Origin of the sequence: Colwellia maritima (genome assembly GCF_022669015.1) — a bacterium.
Classification (GTDB): domain Bacteria; phylum Pseudomonadota; class Gammaproteobacteria; order Enterobacterales; family Alteromonadaceae; genus Colwellia; species Colwellia maritima.
Genome location: NZ_JAKKSL010000004.1, coordinates 335,023 through 354,610 on the forward strand (window position 1 = coordinate 335,023; position 19,588 = coordinate 354,610).

Sequence of the window (19,588 nt, forward strand, 5' to 3'; positions counted from 1 at the left end):
TGTATAATATAGACTTCTGAATTAGGAGCAATAAAGCGCTTCATTAATCTTATCGTTTCAGCGCATTATTAAAAAGCATGTAATTTAAGCCGGATTGATAAAGGCTTCAATTACTTCAATTGACAATTCAGGTGTTGCACCATGGTGTTGAGCGACCATAGCGCCAACTGCACAGGCAAAATCAACCGCATATTGTGCATCAGTTGTTGTGCATAATTGATAAATTAACGAACCTAAAAATGAATCACCGGCGCCAACGGTATCAGCAACGTTAATTAAAAAGCCTGAGTTATAATAATTGGTATTATTAATTTTAAGTAATGCACCATAACGACCTTTGGTTACACATAAATAAGCGGTATTAGTTTGCTCGGCAATAAACGCTAAATTTTGCTCTAACGAGTTGAACTTAGAGCCCATTGCATGGGCTATTTCGTATAACTCATCATCGTTAAGTTTAATAAAGTCAGCACTTTTCATTAACGTAATTAAGGTTTCAAGGTTGTAATGTGGTTTACGTAAGTTAACATCAAATATTTTAAATTTTGCTACATCGATAAGCTGTTCTAAGGTCGCTAGTGACACTTGTTGACGGCCAACTAAACTGCCATAAACAAAAATATCTGAGTTTTTAACTTGTTCAAGTAGCACAGGAGTTAACGCGATATTATCCCATGCAGTATCGCTCACAATGTCGTAAGTAGCTGAGCCGTGCTTATCTAAAGTGACTTCGACCGTACTCGTTTTTTTGTCAGTATTGGTCTCAATGAAATTAGTTTTTATGTTACGCGCTTTAATTTCATTAAGCAGTGCTTGGCCTAATTCGTCATCACCTACTGCACTGATCATTTGTGCATTAATGCCAAGAGAGTTTAAACGTAAACACACATTTAATGGCGCGCCACCTAAGCGTTTACCATCAGGGAAACAATCCCAAAGTACTTCACCAAAACAATTTATTGAAATATCGCTAGGTGCTTTATTGTTGATAAATAAGCTATTCATTACTTTGTCTCCGCGGCAACAGTTTGGCGTTTCTGCTTAAGTGTATTGTGCATAATGTTTTTAATATTACTTGCCGGCGCATAAAGCGCGTTAATTGCATCGCTATATAATTGAGTAAAGGCTGGCTGATTCATTAAATCACCAAATAAGCTATTAAGTTTTAAAAAGGCTAAGGTATCTGCGCTAGTTTGTTGAGCATAGGTTGTAAGCTCAGCTTGCATGGCATCTTGAATATCTAACGCTTGTTGTGCTTGGTTTACTTGCTTGTCGCTATATAAACACCAAGTAGCAATCACTAAGGCAGCTAATGAACAATCACGATTTACAGCTAAGTTTTCATGGATGGTAGCAATTAAAAATTTAGGTAACTTAGCTGAGCTTTCTGAGCAAATACGCGCCAAACTATCTTTGATATTTGGATTAGCGAAACGTTCAATTAAGGTATCTTTGTATTGGTTTAAATCAATGCCGTCTAATTCATCGAGTAAAGGCGTTACTTCCAAGTCCATAAAGGCACGTAGGTATTTAGCAAAATCTTTGTCTGATACGGTTTCATCTATTGTTGCGTAACCATGAATTGAGCCTAATAATCCTAATACTGAATGGCCGGCATTTAATAAACGAATTTTCATTTTTTCAAACGGAGTTACATCAGACACAAACTGCGCGCCAACATTATCCCAATTTGGGCGACCGTCACTAAAGTTATCTTCAATAACCCATTGTGAAAACGATTCACACGTAATTGGCCATTCATCGGTTAAGCCATAATTTTGTGTAACGTAATCAATATCTGTTTTGGTGGTTACTGGGGTAATACGGTCAACCATCGCATTGGGGAAATGCACATGTTTTGCAATCCATTGGCTTAGCTCGCTATTTTGTTGCTGAGCATCTTGTAAAGCTGTAAAGCTTAATAGCATTTTACGAGTCACTGCACCGTTGTGCTGAATATTGTCGCATGACTGTATGGTAAAGGCTTTCATACCACTTTCTTTACGAACTTTTAACGCTGCGGCAATATAACCAAACGCTGTTTTTGGATCGTTAGGGTTAGCAATGTCATGCGCAATAGCCGAATTTTCTACATCAAGTTCGCCTGTAGTAGGATGAACGTTATAGCCACCTTCGGTAATGGTTAGTGATACAATTTTAGTATCGCTGTGTGCTAATTTATCGATAACAGTTTGTTTGTTATCAGGTGCAAAGATAAAGTCGATCATTGAACCAATCACTTTATTGTCAATTTGTCCATTAGGGTGACGTACTACGAGTGAATATAAGTAGTCTTGCTTAACCAGGATATCGCGTAAAGCACGATTGTTTTCGAGTAAGCCAATACCGCATATAGCCCATTGCTCTGAGCCAGGTGTTTTCAATAATTCATTACTATAAACCGCTTGATGGGCGCGATGGAAACCACCGACCCCAATATGAACTATACCCGCTTTAAGTTGGCTACGGTCGTATGTTGGGCGATCAATATGGCTAGGTAATTCAGCTAGTGTTACTTGGTTTAATGTTGATTTACTTAATGAATCAGAAGTCATGTTTTTTCCTTGCTAAATAGGCGTTAACCTAAAATATATTCTGGCTACCGATAGGGCGGGTTTACCGCCTTTTTAATGTGTTAATAAATACGTCAATTAATGCATCGTTTAATGTATATTTAATGCTTTTTGACGTTTAAGCGACATATAGGCACTAGCAAAATAAGTAATAGTAAATATGAAACAATAGAACTCAAATTCTGCTTTATTGGTGTTATAAATAGCCATGGTTTCGCTAAAGAACATTACCTGACAAGCAAAAGCACTAATAATCATTAAGGAAATAACCGACACTGCATTTAACAACTTACTTATTCGGCTAGTGTCATGGATAAATGGTTTGTCGTTAATTGCTTGCTCTGTTTGATAGACAACCATCTGTTTCTGTTCAAGCACTTCAGCGGCAACTTCTTCAGAATAATCTTTGTCTGCGCCATACTTTTTGGCTAAAAAGGTATAAACAACAATACTGAATATCCAGGTTGGTATAAATAAGTAATAGAACGACATAATACCAACAATATTTAAGCCAAAACCGAATATTAAGGCGAGTGCCCAAGTAGCTATTGCGGGAATGCTGCGTGAGATATTTTGATACCTAGCCCAGTAACGAGTTAAGCCAATTTTTGGAAATAAAACATGTTCAGCAAATACAATGCCGCCAACGGGAACCACTAATAAACCGGCGTAAGTTAGTAATGGTAACATTTGTGAAAATACAAAAGGGAAACAGGCAATGATCACGGTAATAGCACCAACTATAGCGGTTGTTTTTTCACGTGAGTGATTAACAAAAATAGCTTGCGCAGCTAAACCTGCGCGGTATAAGTTAGCGTTAGCAGTAGTCCAACCGGCAATAATAATAATAACAAAACCGGTTAAACCTAATGCGTGATAAGCGACATCGCCAGGGTCTAAATGGCTAATGGTTGTTTTAAGTAATATCGCTGCGCCTGCCCCCATAATACCTGCTGAAATCCATGCGATATAATGACCAAAAAACATCCCCACACCCGAAATTAAACCGTAACTTTTACGTTTAGCAAAGCGGAATATTGCCATATCAATTAAGCCAAAATGAGTAATGGAATTAGCTGCCCATGCAAAACCGATAACTTCGAATAAGCCAATACCTTTTTCGCCATCACTGGTAAAGCCGGTCCAAATGGAACTGTCGCCAATCATCATAAAGTCGTTCCAACCGGTCAGTGTAGTGCTGCCTAATACATGATTCGATAACGCAGGGAATAACGTGAATGATCCGGCAATAAAGATGACAAACAACCAAGGAGCACATATTTTAGAAAAATCAGCGACGGTTGAAAAGCCATACATAGCAACAAACACTACGATTGAGCCTACCGCAAGTACGATAGCAACAAACCAAAAACTGCCGATACCAATTGAGGCGGGAATGTCAAAGGCAAACCTGACCGCGGTGGCGGAAACGGTTATCATGGCGGCGGAGATCACCGAAAATATAACGACGTTTGCCCAGTTATAGAGCTTGGTCATTGAATTACCTGCAATTTTATTGAGGTAATTATATAAACTTAAACGTGTTTCAACGGCTATTGGTGCGGTTAATAACCACCATGAACACATTGCTAGTAGGTTACCAATCATCAAACCTAATAAAATATCTATGGTTGAGGCACCTAATGCGACGAAGGTTGCCCCAATAACAAATTCTGTTGCGGCAACATGCTCGCCGGCGTATAAACCTGCAAAATGTTTCCGCCCATGTAGTTTGTTTTTTGCAACTGGCATTTGTTCTTCATTCATCTCACTAAATGAACTATCTGTTTGGATATTTGACATGTCTTCCCCTCATTTTCGCTATCGTTAGGTAAAAAATAACGAGTAGCCTTTTAACTAAAACGGTTAGTTTCTTTACATTAATTAATGATTACCGTTTTATCTTATTGAACTAGTAATCTAAAACTTAGGGGATAATGTTCCCAATGTTTCAAAACGCTATTCTCTCTTTATATTTCTTTTTATTAATAATGATAGTTGTCGTGTTAGCTATCATTATTGTACTGACATTTCCAGTATTGCCTTGGCAGTATATTCATTAGTTATCAATGAATTAATTAACTTACCTTGTAAAGCAGCATGAATAGCTTTTACTTTATCTGTGCCGGCGGCAATGCCATAAACAGGCTTATTAGAATTGATGGTTAATGGCGCACTGACAACGCGTTCATTTGTTGCATTGGTAAGTACTTGACCGTTTTTATCGTATAGCCAACTGATAATTTCGCCTTCTGCACCTTCATTTTTGATCTGCTCAAGGGCTGAATCGTCAATGAAACCATCTAGTAATAAAGGGGAGTTGCTAGTGATTTGACCTATACCAACAAAGGTCGCATCGGCTTTTTTCACTAAGTTAAAAATATTTTTCACGGGTTGTAAGCTATGTAAAGTTTGTTTTTCAGCAACACTTGAGGCAATAACAGGTAAAGGCATGGGATAATGTTTTGCGTTAACGCGATTAGCCATGGTAATAACAATATCAAAAGCTGAGGCTGAGCCATCGCTCATCATGTTACCTAATAAGGAAACAATACTGTGCTGTGGAGATTGCATTGAGGGTAATTCATCAATGCATGCTTTTAGCGCTCTGCCAGTGCCAAAAGCTAATGTTTTAGGTGTGTCTGATTTTAAATAACGCTCTAATATTGCTGCACCACATTGTGCCAAACCATGATTCGAATCTGGGGTATTGGGATCGCTCGGTACAATTTCGCATTCTAGTAAGTTAAATTTAGCTTTTAACTGTTGCGCTAATTCCATGCATTGAGCGATAGGGTGGTCTAAACGTACTTTTATTAAACCTTCACTTACCGCTAGTGCAATTAAGCGCTGTGCTGACTGGCGTGATACTTCTAATTTTTGTGCGATTTCGTCTTGGGTATTTTTAGCAACGTAATAAAGCCAAGCAGCACGAGCGGCTTCTTCTAAACGTTTTAATTCTGTATTTGATTTGTTTTCCATCAAAGTGCCTTATGTTCTTAGTAGTACTCGTGGTTATGCTCTAGTTGAAAAGTGCATGTTGTAATTTTATAAAGTCATCCCAGTGTGACATAACCGTAACGTTTGGATATTTTTTTGAAACGGCATGCGTAGCGGTAGACATATGTAAACCACCCTTATAATGAATAACTTGCATGCCCGCTGATAGTGCAGCCGTTACACCTGCCATGCTGTCTTCAATCACTAAACAATTTTGCGGTGCAACTTGCATGGTTTTAGCCGCATGTAAAAATAAATCAGGAGCGGGTTTGCCATGCTTAACTTCTTTGGCAGTAAATATCCTGTTATTAAAAAAAGAGCTTAAACCAACAATGCTTAATGCTTTTTCTGTGCGCTCTGGACTGCTACTCGTTGCTAAACAAAAAGGAGTGTTCAATTGAGCTAGTACCGTTTTAATACCTTGTGTTGTTTGTAAGCTAGTATCAAATTCTTTAAGTAACGCTATACGATATTCATCTTCGAACGAATCAGAAAGTTGTATGTTAAAAGCGTTATGTATTTTTTCTTTCACTGAACTAAAACTACAACCTAAAAAATGGTGCTGAATATAATCAACATCTATCTCAATACCTACAGTTGATAATTGAGCAATTAACACGGTTGCACTGATAATCTCGCTATCGATTAAGACACCATCACAGTCAAAAATAATTAATCTAATATTTTTTTTCATTGTATTACTCCTTGGCTGAGCATTTGCTTTCTTGTTGGGCTAATGCCCAATAGTTGGGCATAATCGCACTGAGAAAGTGCAGTGTCAATCTTTAGATGTGTTTTTTTAAACAAATGAATATATTTAACTTATGAAAATTACTTTATTATTTGAATGTAGCGCGCTTATCTGGGGAGATCGTGGTCACAGTATTCATCATGAGATCCATAATGAAAAATTGAGGAAATCTTGTAGTTTATTAAAAAACACTTCAATAAAACCCCTTGTGAATATCGTAATGATTTTAGACAAGTAGTTTAATCAGTCGAATATTAAAAGAAACGTCTCAAACAGTGGAGTAAATGCGGACAGCATAACTACGCATTATAAGTATGCAAGAGTGCTGTATTTTTTGAATAGAAGACTGATTTTAAATAATCATAGATTTCTTCGGCCATTAACAAACGTATCTTTTTTACTTATAACGCGCTCTCTAAATTTAATACTTACTTTAGATGATAAGTTTGATATAGTTATTTTGACTATATCAAATTTGTCATTAACCATCTTGTGTGTTGATTATAGATTTTAAGTGAATGAGGACGTTCTCTGTTAAATAAAACATGGAACGTACAAAATGAAAATGACTTAATTTTGTGTTTTTACGTTATTTATTTGTACATTTTCTTCAACCTTTCGTGGGGACCTGTAATGTGGGTGCTTCTAGGTGAAATGTTTCCTAATCAATTACGAGGCTTAGATCTGGCGGTAAGTGGTTTTGCCTAATGGACTGCTAACTTTATGATCACCATGATGTTTCCTCTTATGTTGGGGTCAATTGGTTTAGCCGCATCCTATGGTTTTTATGCAGTGTGTGCCAGTCTTTCAATCGTATTTGTTCTTAAATATGTCAATGAAACCAAAGGCAAAGAGTTAGAACAAATGGATGGGCAATAATATTAATTTCAGTAATAAAAGTGATACAGGTAGAAAAATCATGAAAATTAAAGCAAAAAAAACAGCCTTGCCGGTTAATGTGATTAACGTTTTTATGTTAGTCGCATCAGTAGTAAGTATCAGAGTTTATGCGGTTAATGGTAGTAGCAATAAAAAAGTACCGGAAGCACTGTTTCCACAAAAACCGTTAATTACCCACATGTATACGGCTGATCCATCTGCCCATGTATTTGATGGCAAGTTATATATTTATCCGTCTCACGATATAGAAAGTGGTGTTGTTAGAGACTCGTCGGGTGGGCATTTCGATATGCGCGATTACCATGTTTTTTCAATAGACGAAGTTACACCGAATACCAAAGTGGTTGATCATGGCCAAGCGTTACATGTTGATCAAGTACCGTGGGCAACTAAGCAAATGTGGGCACCAGACGCAGCAGAAAAAGACGGTAAATATTATTTATATTTTCCGGCTAAAGACAAAAACAATATTTTCAGAATAGGTGTGGCCACTGCAAACACACCAACAGGGCCATTTGTACCAGAAGCCCAACCAATAAAAGATGCTTACAGTATTGATCCATCAGTATTTCAAGACGATGACGGTTCGTATTACCTTTATGTGGGTGGAATTATGGGCGGACAATTACAAAGATGGCAAACAGGTAGTTACATAGAAGAAGACAAATATCCTGCCGACAACGAACCCGTTTACATGCCAAAAATCGCTAAACTAAATGCTGATATGAAAAGCTTAGCGCAACCGCTACAAGACGTTGTTATACAAGATGAGTTCGGTAAACCTATTGTACAAGGCGACTTCGACCGTAAGTTTTTTGAAGCGGCATGGGTGCATAAAATTAAAGATATTTACTACTTAAGCTACTCAACAGGCCACTCTCGCTTTATTCAATATGGCACGTCAAAGAGCCCTTACGGACCCTTTACATGGCGCGGTAAAGTGTTGGAACCCGTGTTAGGTTGGACTAATCACCACTCTATTGCTGAGTTTAAAGGTAAATGGTATTTGTTCTTTCATGATAGTTCATTAAGTGATGGTAAAACCCATTTACGCAGTGTGAAAATGGTAGAGCTTATCCATAACGAAGACGGCACAATTCAAACCGTTGATGCCTATTTTGGTGAGTTAGATAAATAACCTAACACAAGTTACCTACGAAAAAACTAGGATAAATTATGAAAAACTTATTTTTAATAACATCAATTGCGGTAGCTAGCTTTGGTTGTTCGCAAGACAATACAACAGCTGAAAATGCTGTAACAGGCTCAGAAAATAATATAAACACAAGTGTTGAACAAACGGCTAAAAAAAACCGGTGCAAATATACTCAACACTATTTACTATAGGTGATAAAGCTTTAACCGATAAAAGCAATATCATTAACTTACCTAATGTTGAAAGAGTTATTATTGCTAATACCGATTTTATATTACATAAAGAAAATTCAGAGTACGCTGCCTTTTACGATGACCCTAAAACAGACTCGTTAAGTATAGATGCCGCTAATTTAGCGTTTCGTACTAAATACGCAAAAGCTAGCTATACGATAACTGAAGCAGAAGAGGGCCGCTTTAAATTAGGCTTTGTTTCACTCTCTGAATTCGACGGTGAAAGCCATTACAAGGTGTATGTAAATGATGAATTAGTAGGTGATTTTACTAACCCAAGAACAGAACTCGATTTTCATGAAGTATATTTTAAAACAGAGAAAGTCTTAGCCTTAACAGCAGGTGACCAAATAACAGTAGAAGCTATTGCTGCTTCTAATGGTTTAATACCTGAAGATGGAGGATATGCTTGGGCAAGAGGGCGTTGGAGAGCTGTAACTTTGTTGTCAGTTAAATAATAAAATAGATGAGTTTAACTATACTCGTACTTAAAATCGTACAAGTTGTTCTATTAGATAAAGAACAACTTGTTGTTTTTTAATGATTTTACCCATACAACGGTTCTAATTGTTAACCAAACCAAACCAAACCAAACCAAACCAAACCAAACCAAACCAAAATAAAATAAAAGAATAAACCAATCAATTAATACTACGCGGGAGTGAGCTCAAATCCCGATAAATAACTAGTCTCATCGGTAACTCGATTAATACCCTAATTGTTTATCTACTACGTTCCGTAATTGTGCGCCTTGTTGATACAAGACTAAGTTGTCTAACGCTACATCGCGCCACGTTTTCATTACATCGTTATAAGTGCCGCCAACGTGTGGGGTAATGAGTAAATTAGGCGCTGTCCATAACGGTGATTCGTTATTTAATGGCTCTTCTATGGTTACATCAATTGCTGCACCATTCAGTTTTCCTGTTGTTAAAGCATTTACCAAAGCAGTTTCGTCAACGGCATTTCCACGACCAATATTAAAGAAAAAGCCTGGCTTTGGCATGGCTTCAAAAAATGCATCATTAAATAAATGCGTGGTTTCGTCGGTGCGCGGTAAGCAGGTAATAACGATATTAGCTTGTTGAGCTGCAATACCTAGCTCATCAATACTATAAAGTTTACTTACGTTTTTAACGCTTTTGCTGATATTTTTGCGAACACCAATAATGTTTACACCAAAAGGAAGTAAACGATTAATAATCGCTAAACCCACAGAGCCAAGCCCAACCACTAATACAGTTTTACCACGTAGTTGAAACAAGTTATCGCAGTCGGTGAGGCTTGTTTGCAGCCATTGATTTTTTCGTCGGCCGGTAACAAATTGTGGAATGCTGCGGGTAATACTGAGTACTAACGCCATTAGGTGATCCGCAACAACATCGTGATGATCGTCTGAGCAATTTGTTAATAAAAAGGGCGCTTTCACCAAATACGGATGATTGCTAAGCCATTCAACCCCTGTACCAAATTGCTGAAACCATAATAATTTAGGCAATGAGGCTAGCTGTTCTCTTGGAAAGTCGCCTAAAACTATGTCTATGTCTGCTGCATTTTCTAGTACAATATTAATGTCTGTTGTAATTAGAACCTCTTTATTACCAAGATATTCATGCAGTTTTATATTGGCAGCCTTGTCCATAAACTTGTTGTCTATCCACATTAAAATTTTCATTTTATACTGCCTTATTCGATGTGATGGTGATTATTGTTAGATTCATAGTGTATAGAGCAGTTAACTTCTTTGGTATTTCTTGGCTTGTATTCATAGTTTTTGACCATTTGTAGTCAAGCTTATAAAAGTTTAACAATATGTAAGCAATCAAAGCACCTAGTGCAGGGCTTGCTGCGAAAATTATTATAATACCGTCTAGTGCTTTTTCTGTTTGTTGTACATTGGCTTCATAGCCGTACCCGACAAGCATCCAACCGGTAAGTGCGCCACCAATTGCTATACCAAACTTTAAGCTGAGTAAATGTCCTGAAAAGCTCATTGCCATTGGTCCAGTTCCTGTTTTATGTAAACTGTAATCAACTGTGTCAGGTACCGATGAAAACAATAAAGGAATAAAAATCATGTGAAAAAACTGAGTTAATAAAACAATTGATAAGGATAAGTAGGCTTTATCGCCAGGTATAAAAAATACGATGGTCTTTGGTAATAGCAATACCAAGACAAGCGAGTTTCATTAATTTAACTTTACATACAAATTTAATCATCCAATTTGATGATAAAGCACCTACTATCCCGCCAATCATACTAGCAGTCATAAACAAACTAACAAGTGACTCATCACCTAAGTAATAGGTAACGTAATAAGGCATAACACCACCACGCATCGCTACCGAAATTAACAAGAAAAAAGTGACTAAGGCTAAAATACGCCATTGATCGTTTTTAAGTACAGAAAATATATCGGTTTTAATTGATACTTTTTCTACAATAACTTGAGCACGCTCTTTGGTAAATGCAAAACAGGCAAGAAAACAAGACATTGCGATAAGCGATAAAATAGTCATTGCTAAAGTAAAGCCTAGCTGTTCATCTCCTTGACCAAGATACGAAACTAATGGAAGCGTAAGTAGAGCAATAATTAATCCGCCTACTTTTGCCATTGCAAAACGCCATGCTTGAACTGATGCTCTTTCTTGTATGTCGTCTGTTAATATTCCGCCTAGAGCAGAGTAGGGAATATTGATAGCAGTATAAGCTAACATCATTAAAGAATAGGTAATGTAAGCATATATCAGCTTGCCGGAATGGCTAAGATCAGGCGTTATAAAAGCAATAATGGTGAGTAATGAAAAAGGTATCGCCATCCATAATAAATAAGGGCGATATTGACCCCATTTGGATTTAGTTCTATCAGCTAATGCACCCATTAAGGGATCAGTTATTGCATCAAACGCACGTACAACTAACATTAACGTACCGGCTTCTGCTGCGGTAATTCCGAAAACGTCAGTGTAATAAAACATCATAAAAGCAATAACAACTTGGAATACTATATTGCTGCCTGTATCACCGAGCCCATACGCTATTTTTTCTTTTGTACTTAACTTTGTTGTGGTTGCCATTTTTGTTATTCCTAGCTATTTTATTGTTATTTATAAATGCGTATTTTATTGTTGAATTGTCACAGTTTTGCTCTTTGCTCTGGCAACAAAGAATTTCATCGTAACGTTACCTGTATTGAATATACCGTGCATATCCCATGGCGATACGTAAAGCACATCGCCGGCTTTAGCAGGTGTTTCAACACCGTTTAATGTCCAAACACCTGAGCCTTCAATAATAAATAAATACTCTTCGTCCTCGTGTTTATGGGGAGGATGAATTTCATGACCCGGTTCAATTATGGCAATTCCAACAATGGCATCTTTTGTCGTTGTTGTATCACCCATAAAGTAGCTATGAAACACGCTATGGTCGTATGGAGTTTGATGAGCATCTTCAAAACTTACAATGCTTGATGGAATAGTCGCCTTTTGTTCAACTGTTTTTTCTGTCTTGGTTGTTATTTCATTATTAGCGATAGAAGTACATGCACTCACTAATGTAAATGAAAGCGTTAAACCAATGGCTTTAAAACAGGTTTTATTGTTCATAATTTAGTGCCTTTTTCTTGTAATAATGTGTATTGGCATAAGTTTTCAGCTCTACCTTGCGTATTGGTTTTCACTGAAAACAAGCAGCCCGCTAAAGGTTGTTTCGCTCGGTCTTCATCCGATAAGTATTCAGACGCTGTTGTTATAAATAAAGTATCTAAATTTTTACCACCAAAAACACACTTGGTAACTTGTGCAACCGGTAACTTAATATGTTGTAGTAAAGTGCCGTCGGGCGCGTATTGGTTAACGCCCCAACCACCCCAAAGTGCAACCCATAAATTACCGTTTTTATCTAAGCACATGCCGTCTGGATAGGTACCGTCTGTATCAAAATGCAAGAAGGTTGAACGGCTAACAAAGTTGCCTTTTTCATCAAGTTCGCAGCGATACACTTTTTGGTTTATTAAGGTGTCGGTGTGATACATAACACTGCCGTCAGCGGTAAAGCACGGACCATTGGTACAATAGTAGTTATCGTCTTGCAGGCTTGATTGGCCGTTTTTGTCAAAGCGATATAATGAGCCAAGGGCATTGTTCATAGGATCATCGGTGTGCATAGTGCCGGCCCAAAACTGTCCGTGAGTATCAACGGCACCATCATTAAAGCGAATGGTTGAATAATCTAAGTCAGGCGCACCTATTTTTTTGTGCTCACCGTTGGCTAGGTCTAACGCGTAAAAACCATCAAAAAAAGTACCTACTAAGGTATTGTCAGAGGTAAAAGCTATACTGGTTAGTCCTTGAGTTAGTGCCCAAGATTCAGTTACGTTATTTTTATGTCGGTAAACGGTATTACCTAAAATATCGGTCCAATAAATGGCTTGCTCGGCAATCGACCAAATTACACCTTCACCTATTCGACAATGGCTTTTGTGTACTAATTTAGCGTTTTCGTTAGTAATTAGCTGAGACATATACATCCTTAAGTATGATTTTTTAAAACCGTCCTTTTAGAGAAGGTTTTAAACGTTTTTACAATAAAATATTGCAGAGCAGCTTAAATAGCGTTTGCAGTAAACTCGCCATTTACGCGACGAACAATACGATAAGGGTTTGTATCTTGTAACTCTGCCGGTAATAACTGCGCAGGTGTATTTTGGTAAGCAACAAAACGGGTAAATCTATGAATAGCATCAATACCCACACTGGTTGTCGCACCGTTTGACGAAGCAGGGTAAGGGCCACCATGATGCTGCGAACCACAAACTTCCACACCTGTAGGAAAACCATTAAAAATAATTCGACCTGTATTTTGCTCTAGTAAAACAATGAGTTTTTTAACTAAGTCGTTATCTTCATCGGTAGCATGAATACTGGTGGTTAGGTTGCCTTCTAATGTTTTTGCTATTTGGGTAAATTGTGCTTCATCGTCACATTCCACCACTAAGGTTGCAGGACCAAATACTTCACTTTGTAATTGTGGATTTTGTAAGAAAGCACCGGCTGTTGTTTTCAATACTACGTTTGGTGGTAGTAAAGCATTGTCGATTGACGAAGTTAAGTGGGTTTCATCTTTATTAACCCATTCAACGTCACCGCTAGTAATAAACTGTTCAACACCTTTTAAAAATGCTTGTCCGATACCTGCATTTAGCATTAAGCCTTTTGCATTAGCACTCATAGTTTCAGCTAAGGTATTAACAAAATCATCGTTTTTTTGAATAACAATAACGCCTGGCGAAGTACAAAATTGACCTGTTCCCATACATACAGAACCCGCAAGTGCTTGAGCAAGGGCTTCGCCTGATTTATCTAGTATATTTTTAGTGAAAAACATCGGGTTAACGCTGCCCATTTCTGCATACACAGGAATAGGTTTAGCTCTTTTAGCTGCTGCGTCCATTATTGCTCTACCGCCGGCTAAGGAACCTGTAAAACCAACCGCTTCAGTGAATGGATGACAAACCAGTTGTACGGATAATGGAATAGCGTTGCCTTGCAGTAATGAGAAAACACCTTTTGGAAGTTCACAACGGGCAATAGCGTTACCAATAGCATAAGCAAATAACTCGTTAGTTGCAGGATGAGAAGGGTGACCTTTAACTACAACAGGATTACCCGCTGCAAGTGCTGAAATGGTATCGCCACCTAAGGTGCCAAAAGCAAATGGAAAGTTAGACGCGCCAAATACAGCAACTGGCCCAATAGGCTTTAACATTTTACGTAAATCAGGTTTAGGTAAAGGAGTACGATCAGGTATTGCGGTATCAATACTGGCTTGTGTCCAACTCGCGTTTTTAACTATTTCAGCAAAGGCTTTAATTTGGCCTGTTGTACGACCACGTTCGCCCGTGAGTCTTGGTAAGCCTAAACCTGATTCTTGGTCGCACACTGTCAATAATTGCTCGCCTAATGCGTCAATTTCTTCAGCGATAGCCACTAAAAAATTAGCGCGTTTTTCGGGCGAAAGTTGGCTAAATACTGGGTATGCATCTTGCGCGGCTTGCATAGCGCTATTTACGTCAACTTCAAGACAATTATTATGAACAGCTAATAACTCGTGAGTCGGGGCTTTGCGCATTAAACGATGCACCTTGTGGTATAATCCATGAGCCGGCCGATAAATGATTTTTGCGTTAGGTTGTACATAAGTTAAATATTCCTAAATTTGGTTCGGTTAAGCTTGGTTAATGTCAGTTCAAATAAAACCGGCTAAAGTAGGTTACGTTGTGCAAGGTTTTTAATTAGCGCGCTAATGCCAAACTCCCAAGGTGGAATTTGATCTGAAAAATGCACTTTGTTTTGCAAAGCGCCAAGCTTGCTTGCGGATATAACAACAAGATCGTTAGGTTTATGTGTAAAGCCTTTACCTGCTTTGTCTCTGTCTTGTGTCGGTGTAAATAATGTTCCGGTAAATAGCGCAAAACCATCAGGGTATTGATGCGATGTTGAAATCGTTTGTGCGACAAGATCTTCAATATCCCGGCTAATTTGCGTCATATCATTCGTCGCCTCAAGCTCGTAGCCATCGTCGCCTTTTACATTCAATGTTACTTGTGTAGATTTAACATCGTCAAGGGTAAAGCTTTCATCAAATAAGCGTATAAAAGGTCCGATAGAGCATGAGGCATTATTGTCTTTTGCTTTACCTAAAAGTAGGGCGCTACGACCTTCAATATCACGTAAGTTAACATCGTTTCCTAATGTTGCTCCAACAATAGTTCCTTGGTTGTTAACGGCAAGTACCACTTCAGGCTCAGGGTTGTTCCGGCTTGATATAGGGTGAATACCTACTTGCGCCCCTAAACCAACAGAAGACATTGATTGTGATTTAGTAAACACTTCAGCATAGGGACCAATACCTACTTCTAAGTATTGTGACCACATGTTTTCTTTGATTAAAACTTCTTTTAGCTCTAATGCTTCTGGTGAGCCGGGTACTAAATTTTCGATACTGGAGCCTATGGTCGCATCAATTTTAGAACGTATATCTTTGGCGACATCTGGGTTTCCGTTAGCTTTTCTTCAATCACTCTTTCGATCATCGAACAAACAAAAGTAACGCCACAAGCTTTTATGGCTTGTAAATCAAACGGCGCTAAAAGGTGCAAGTAGTCGGTATTACACGGATAATTAATTGAGTTAGCGATAAGCGTTTCAACACTACCAATAACAGGAAAGTTACCCGCTAATAATGCTTGCTTGGTAATGCCTTTATTAAGAATGTCAGAACAAGTTGGCGCTAATGAAGATAAATCGTAAACGTTTGAGTCGTTCAACCAGATTGGCGACGGACCACTAACATTTGCTGTGCTTTTAGCTAAATTATTTGGTATCCAAGCTCTACCAATTAAGGTGCCGGCGTATTGGTCTGATGGTAAATATTGCTCTAATTGCATAATAAGTATCTTCTTTGTGCTCTGAGTTAAGTTTTTATGAACTGGTGGTTTTAGCTGCTTTTATTAAGTCATTAAGTTTAGTGATTGTGCCTAGGTAATTTCTTAGCAATACCTTGATACTTTGTCGCTAGCTCGATAACTGCACCTTGTGATAAATCGCCTACGGTATCGCGGTAAATTTCTTGCCACGGTGTTTGCGATTTAGGAGGCGTAACCTGTGTTTCTGCTTTACGACTTTCAAATTCACCTTTAGGTAATAGCACATCACAGCTGCCTTTGTTCATGTCGATACGTAACATATCGCCTGTTTGTAGGTAGGCTAATCCGCCACCAACAGAACTCTCAGGAGAAACATGTAAGATAGAAGGGCTGTCTGACGTGCCCGATTGTCGACCATCTCCTAAAGTAGGTAAGTTTCGGAGATACCTTGTTTAATTAAGTAATCAGGTGGCTGCATGTTTACTACTTCAGCCGAACCCGGCTTGACCAATTGGGCCCGCGCCACGAATAACTAAAATACAATGAGCATCAATGTTCAATGCAGGATCGTTAATACGTTGATGATAATCTTCGGAGTCTTCAAAAATTACGGCACGTGCATCAAACACGCCTTCGTTACCTTTTTCTGAAAGAAAGCGTTGGGTAAACTCAGGTGAAATAACACTGGTTTTCATAATAGCGAAATCAAAAAAGTTACCAGAAAATACAGCAAAGCCCGCATCTTTCAACATAGGTTCGTCAAACGACTTAATCACTTCTCTGTCGGTTTTAGGTAGGTTTTGTAAGTTTTCAGCCAACGATTTACCCGTAACGGTTAATACATCGCCATTGAGTTTATTCGCATTTAATAATTCCCACATAATGGCAGGAACACCACCGGCTCTATGAAAACGTTCACCTAGGTATTTACCTGCGGGCTGAACATTAGCAAGTAACGGGATAGGTCGGGCGAGTTCATTCCAATCTTCAGCGGTTATTTCAACACCTGCGTGTCGAGCCATTGCCATAAGGTGTGGTTGCGCATTGGTAGAACCCCCTAAGGCTGAAATAACTTTCATGGCATTAACAAAAGCGTCGCGTGTTAATATTTTTGACGGTGTTAAATCTTCATAAGCCATTTCGACAATACGCACACCCGTACGATAAGCCATTTGTCCACGTTCTTTGTAAGGAGCAGGAATAGCGCCACAACCGGTTAACGACATGCCTAAAGCTTCAGCAACCGAGTTCATGGTTAATGCGGTGCCCATCGTATTGCAGTGTCCGGCAGAAGGTGCAGAGTCCATGGCTAAATTAAGAAATTCAGTTTCGTCTATTTCGCCTGCCGCTAAGCGCTTTCTTGAACGCCAAATAACGGTGCCAGAACCCACTAATTCGCCATCGTGCCAACCGTCAAGCATTGGTCCGCCTGATAAAACAATGGTTTGGAATATCAACAGTAGACGCTGCCATTAAACTTGACGGTGTCGTTTTGTCGCAACCTGTTGTTAATACAACCGCATCAATGGGGTAGCCAAATAAAATTTCGACTAAACCTAAGTAAGCTAAGTTTCGATCAAGTGCGGCAGTAGGGCGTCGACAATTTTCAAAAATAGGGTGAGCCGGAAATTCAATAGGAATGCCGCCTGCTGCTCTAACGCCATCTTTTACGCGTTTAGTGAGTTCAAGATGAATGCGATTACATGGCGCTAAGTCGCTGCCTGATTGCGCAATACCAATAATAGGTTTACCCGAACGTAGCTCTTCAGGCGTAATACCGTAATTCATAAATCGTTCTAAATATAAGGCCGCTAGATCAATATGTTCTTTATTATCAAACCAATCTTGTGAACGAAAACGATGTTGTTTATTTAATTTCATTTGTTTGTCTTTATTAGCTAATGTTTAAAGATTAGGGCTGTATTTAAATTGATGAAAATCAGCAAAAACGCCTTCACCACTTAAGTCTGAACAATGTAAACAGATAAAAGCACCCGTAAAAAAGCCTTTACCTTTTACGTAATCGTCTGAGAGTTTCCAAGCATCGAAAACCATATTTAATGGTTGCCACCTTGAGTCATCGAATGAGTATTCAAATGATAAACGTGTACCGCGCACACAAACTTTCAGTGATATGTTAGTGACAGAGTCAGGTATATGTATCGGTTGTTCATAGAGATAATAAGAAGCTTCGCCTTGATCCACTTGAATGATTTTAAGCGCACGTGTGCCAAGGTTTTCATCAAAATCAACAAAGCAGTAAACCCAGTTTTTAGTGTTGTAATAACACGTTATACCTGCATTTTGTTGTTCGTTAGTTGGACTGAAAGATACGGTGGTTGTTGCGTCAAAGTCGAAATGCTGCCATCTATATCCAACAGTTGCTTGTGGAAATTGAGAAATAAGTGGCTCTAAACCGTTAAGTCGTAAGCTTGCGCTATCAGGAATTAAGCCGCCCATTATTTCATCAAATGGAACACGTAAAGTTTGCCATTGTGGATGCAAGGTTGTGGTATCAAAGTTATCAATAAAGGTTTCTGAAACATTGGTTGTTAGATTGTCAGAAGTTAACGCTGAAAATGTGGGCGCTTGAATAGTTAACTTAGTACCAGAGCCGCCAACCACATATGGCCAACCATCGCGCCACTCAATTTTGTCGATAGCGGTTTCTCGTCCTAATGGGCAATAACCTGAAATTTTGTTATCGGTAATTTTAATCGTGTCAGGTAACGGACGACCCACTAGAAACACCATGTACCATTCGTTTGAATGGGTTTTGATCATTGAGCCGTGACCTGCTTTTTGTAAAGCAGCTTCGGGTTTATCACTGGTGGTTAAAATAGTTTCATCAGGGTGTAATTCAAACGGACCAAACACACTTTTACTGCGTAATACCGTAACAGCATGGTCGTAAACTGTGCCGCCTTCAGCCACTAATAAATAATAGTAGTCGTTAACTTTATATAAATGTGGCGCTTCGGTGAGTTTTCTGTGTGTACCACCAAAAATAATTTTTCGGTCGGTTGATAAGCGTTGTTCGTCATGAAAATATTCTTGAATAATAATATTGTTATGTGGATTACTGTGATGCCTAGCACCCCATTGGCGGTAGGTCATAAACTTACGACCTGATTCGTCATGAAAAAGCGAAGGATCAAAACCGCCAAATTTTAATTTGATAGGTTCGCTCCATGGGCCTTCAATATTTTCGGCGGTAACCAGAAAGTTATCGCCAGATTTCCAAGGGCTATCAACACTTTTTACGTTTGAATACACCAACCAAAACAAACCGTCACTGTAAGTTAAGCAAGGTGCCCAAACACCGCCAGAGTCAGGTATGCCGTTCATGTCTAATTGGCTAACACGCTCTAATGGACAAGCAACTAAATTCCAATTTTTAAAATCTCGGCTGTGATAAATGCGAACACCCGGAAACCACTCAAAGGTTGAGGTAGCGATATAATAATCTTCACCGTTATTACAGATAACCGGATCTGGATTAAAGCCCTTCAAAATTGGGTTGTTGATCATTTCCATACGTTTCT

The 19,588-nt window shown here is 38.6% G+C and carries 18 protein-coding genes and 2 pseudogenes; 4 read left to right on the forward strand and 16 right to left on the reverse strand.

The window, feature by feature from the left end:
• Positions 1–84: 84 nt before the first annotated feature.
• The 5 genes from L3081_RS20100 to L3081_RS20120 all read right to left on the reverse strand — a co-directional run bounded on the left by L3081_RS20100 (position 85) and on the right by L3081_RS20120 (position 6,267).
• Complete coding sequence (locus L3081_RS20100) at positions 85–1,005, reverse strand: carbohydrate kinase family protein (protein WP_242288060.1); 921 nt, start codon at positions 1,003–1,005, stop codon at positions 85–87.
• Positions 1,005–2,555: a mannitol dehydrogenase family protein gene (locus L3081_RS20105; RefSeq protein WP_242288062.1), complete on the reverse strand. Its 1,551-nt coding sequence runs from the start codon at positions 2,553–2,555 to the stop codon at positions 1,005–1,007. Before L3081_RS20105 ends, L3081_RS20100 begins: the two co-directional genes overlap by 1 nt.
• A 108-nt stretch (positions 2,556–2,663) precedes the next feature.
• Positions 2,664–4,376 carry a purine-cytosine permease family protein gene (locus tag L3081_RS20110; RefSeq protein WP_242288064.1) on the reverse strand — a complete coding sequence of 571 codons (1,713 nt, stop codon included), beginning with the start codon at positions 4,374–4,376 and terminating at the stop codon, positions 2,664–2,666.
• A 213-nt stretch (positions 4,377–4,589) separates the two neighbouring features.
• Positions 4,590–5,555, reverse strand: coding sequence for a sugar-binding transcriptional regulator (locus L3081_RS20115; protein ID WP_242288066.1), 966 nt, complete (start codon positions 5,553–5,555; stop codon positions 4,590–4,592).
• Between the two features lie 40 nt (positions 5,556–5,595).
• Positions 5,596–6,267 carry an HAD family hydrolase gene (locus tag L3081_RS20120; RefSeq protein WP_242288068.1) on the reverse strand — a complete coding sequence of 224 codons (672 nt, stop codon included), beginning with the start codon at positions 6,265–6,267 and terminating at the stop codon, positions 5,596–5,598.
• A 588-nt stretch (positions 6,268–6,855) separates the two neighbouring features.
• Here L3081_RS20120 and L3081_RS20125 point away from each other — a divergent pair.
• The 4 genes and pseudogenes from L3081_RS20125 to L3081_RS20140 all read left to right on the forward strand — a co-directional run bounded on the left by L3081_RS20125 (position 6,856) and on the right by L3081_RS20140 (position 9,071).
• Positions 6,856–7,203: pseudogene (locus L3081_RS20125) on the forward strand (MFS transporter).
• A gap of 40 nt (positions 7,204–7,243) precedes the next feature.
• Positions 7,244–8,362 (forward strand): glycoside hydrolase family 43 protein, encoded by a 1,119-nt coding sequence (locus tag L3081_RS20130; RefSeq protein WP_242288069.1) that lies wholly within the window; start codon positions 7,244–7,246, stop codon positions 8,360–8,362.
• Between the two features lie 38 nt (positions 8,363–8,400).
• Entirely contained in the window at positions 8,401–8,571 is a 171-nt protein-coding gene (locus tag L3081_RS20135; protein ID WP_242288071.1) for a hypothetical protein, read from the forward strand.
• Complete coding sequence (locus tag L3081_RS20140; RefSeq protein ID WP_242288073.1) at positions 8,541–9,071, forward strand: hypothetical protein; 531 nt, start codon at positions 8,541–8,543, stop codon at positions 9,069–9,071. The genes L3081_RS20135 and L3081_RS20140 overlap by 31 nt, the downstream gene beginning before the upstream one ends.
• A 248-nt stretch (positions 9,072–9,319) precedes the next feature.
• Here L3081_RS20140 and L3081_RS20145 read toward each other — a convergent pair whose 3' ends face one another.
• The 11 genes and pseudogenes from L3081_RS20145 to L3081_RS20190 form a co-directional block, all read right to left on the reverse strand.
• Complete coding sequence (locus tag L3081_RS20145) at positions 9,320–10,288, reverse strand: D-2-hydroxyacid dehydrogenase (RefSeq protein WP_242288075.1); 969 nt, start codon at positions 10,286–10,288, stop codon at positions 9,320–9,322.
• 1 nt (position 10,289) lies between these two features.
• Entirely contained in the window at positions 10,290–10,787 is a 498-nt protein-coding gene (locus L3081_RS27375; RefSeq protein WP_274620670.1) for an MFS transporter, read from the reverse strand.
• Entirely contained in the window at positions 10,738–11,691 is a 954-nt protein-coding gene (locus L3081_RS20150; RefSeq protein ID WP_274620671.1) for a glycoside-pentoside-hexuronide (GPH):cation symporter, read from the reverse strand. The genes L3081_RS27375 and L3081_RS20150 overlap by 50 nt, the downstream gene beginning before the upstream one ends.
• 45 nt (positions 11,692–11,736) lie before the next feature.
• A complete protein-coding gene (locus tag L3081_RS20155) occupies positions 11,737–12,222 on the reverse strand; it encodes a cupin domain-containing protein (RefSeq protein ID WP_242288076.1) in 486 nt (161 codons plus the stop codon).
• Entirely contained in the window at positions 12,219–13,139 is a 921-nt protein-coding gene (locus L3081_RS20160; RefSeq protein WP_242288078.1) for an SMP-30/gluconolactonase/LRE family protein, read from the reverse strand. Before L3081_RS20160 ends, L3081_RS20155 begins: the two co-directional genes overlap by 4 nt.
• Positions 13,140–13,222: 83 nt before the next feature.
• The gene (locus L3081_RS20165) at positions 13,223–14,746 is read right to left on the reverse strand and encodes an aldehyde dehydrogenase (NADP(+)) (RefSeq protein ID WP_242288080.1); all 1,524 of its coding nucleotides are present in this window, start codon (positions 14,744–14,746) and stop codon (positions 13,223–13,225) included.
• Between the two features lie 131 nt (positions 14,747–14,877).
• Positions 14,878–15,552, reverse strand: a complete 675-nt coding sequence (locus tag L3081_RS20170) for a fumarylacetoacetate hydrolase family protein (protein ID WP_242288081.1) — start codon at positions 15,550–15,552, stop codon at positions 14,878–14,880.
• Positions 15,553–15,626: 74 nt separating this feature from the next.
• Positions 15,627–16,064, reverse strand: a complete 438-nt coding sequence (locus L3081_RS20175; RefSeq protein ID WP_242288082.1) for a hypothetical protein — start codon at positions 16,062–16,064, stop codon at positions 15,627–15,629.
• A 77-nt stretch (positions 16,065–16,141) separates the two neighbouring features.
• Positions 16,142–17,464: pseudogene (locus L3081_RS20180) on the reverse strand (dihydroxy-acid dehydratase domain-containing protein).
• Positions 17,457–17,924 carry a dihydroxy-acid dehydratase domain-containing protein gene (locus tag L3081_RS20185; protein ID WP_242288084.1) on the reverse strand — a complete coding sequence of 156 codons (468 nt, stop codon included), beginning with the start codon at positions 17,922–17,924 and terminating at the stop codon, positions 17,457–17,459. The pseudogene L3081_RS20180 and the gene L3081_RS20185 overlap by 8 nt, the downstream one beginning before the upstream one ends.
• Positions 17,925–17,948: 24 nt before the next feature.
• The gene (locus tag L3081_RS20190; protein WP_242288086.1) at positions 17,949–19,580 is read right to left on the reverse strand and encodes a glycoside hydrolase family 43 protein; all 1,632 of its coding nucleotides are present in this window, start codon (positions 19,578–19,580) and stop codon (positions 17,949–17,951) included.
• Positions 19,581–19,588: the final 8 nt, after the last annotated feature.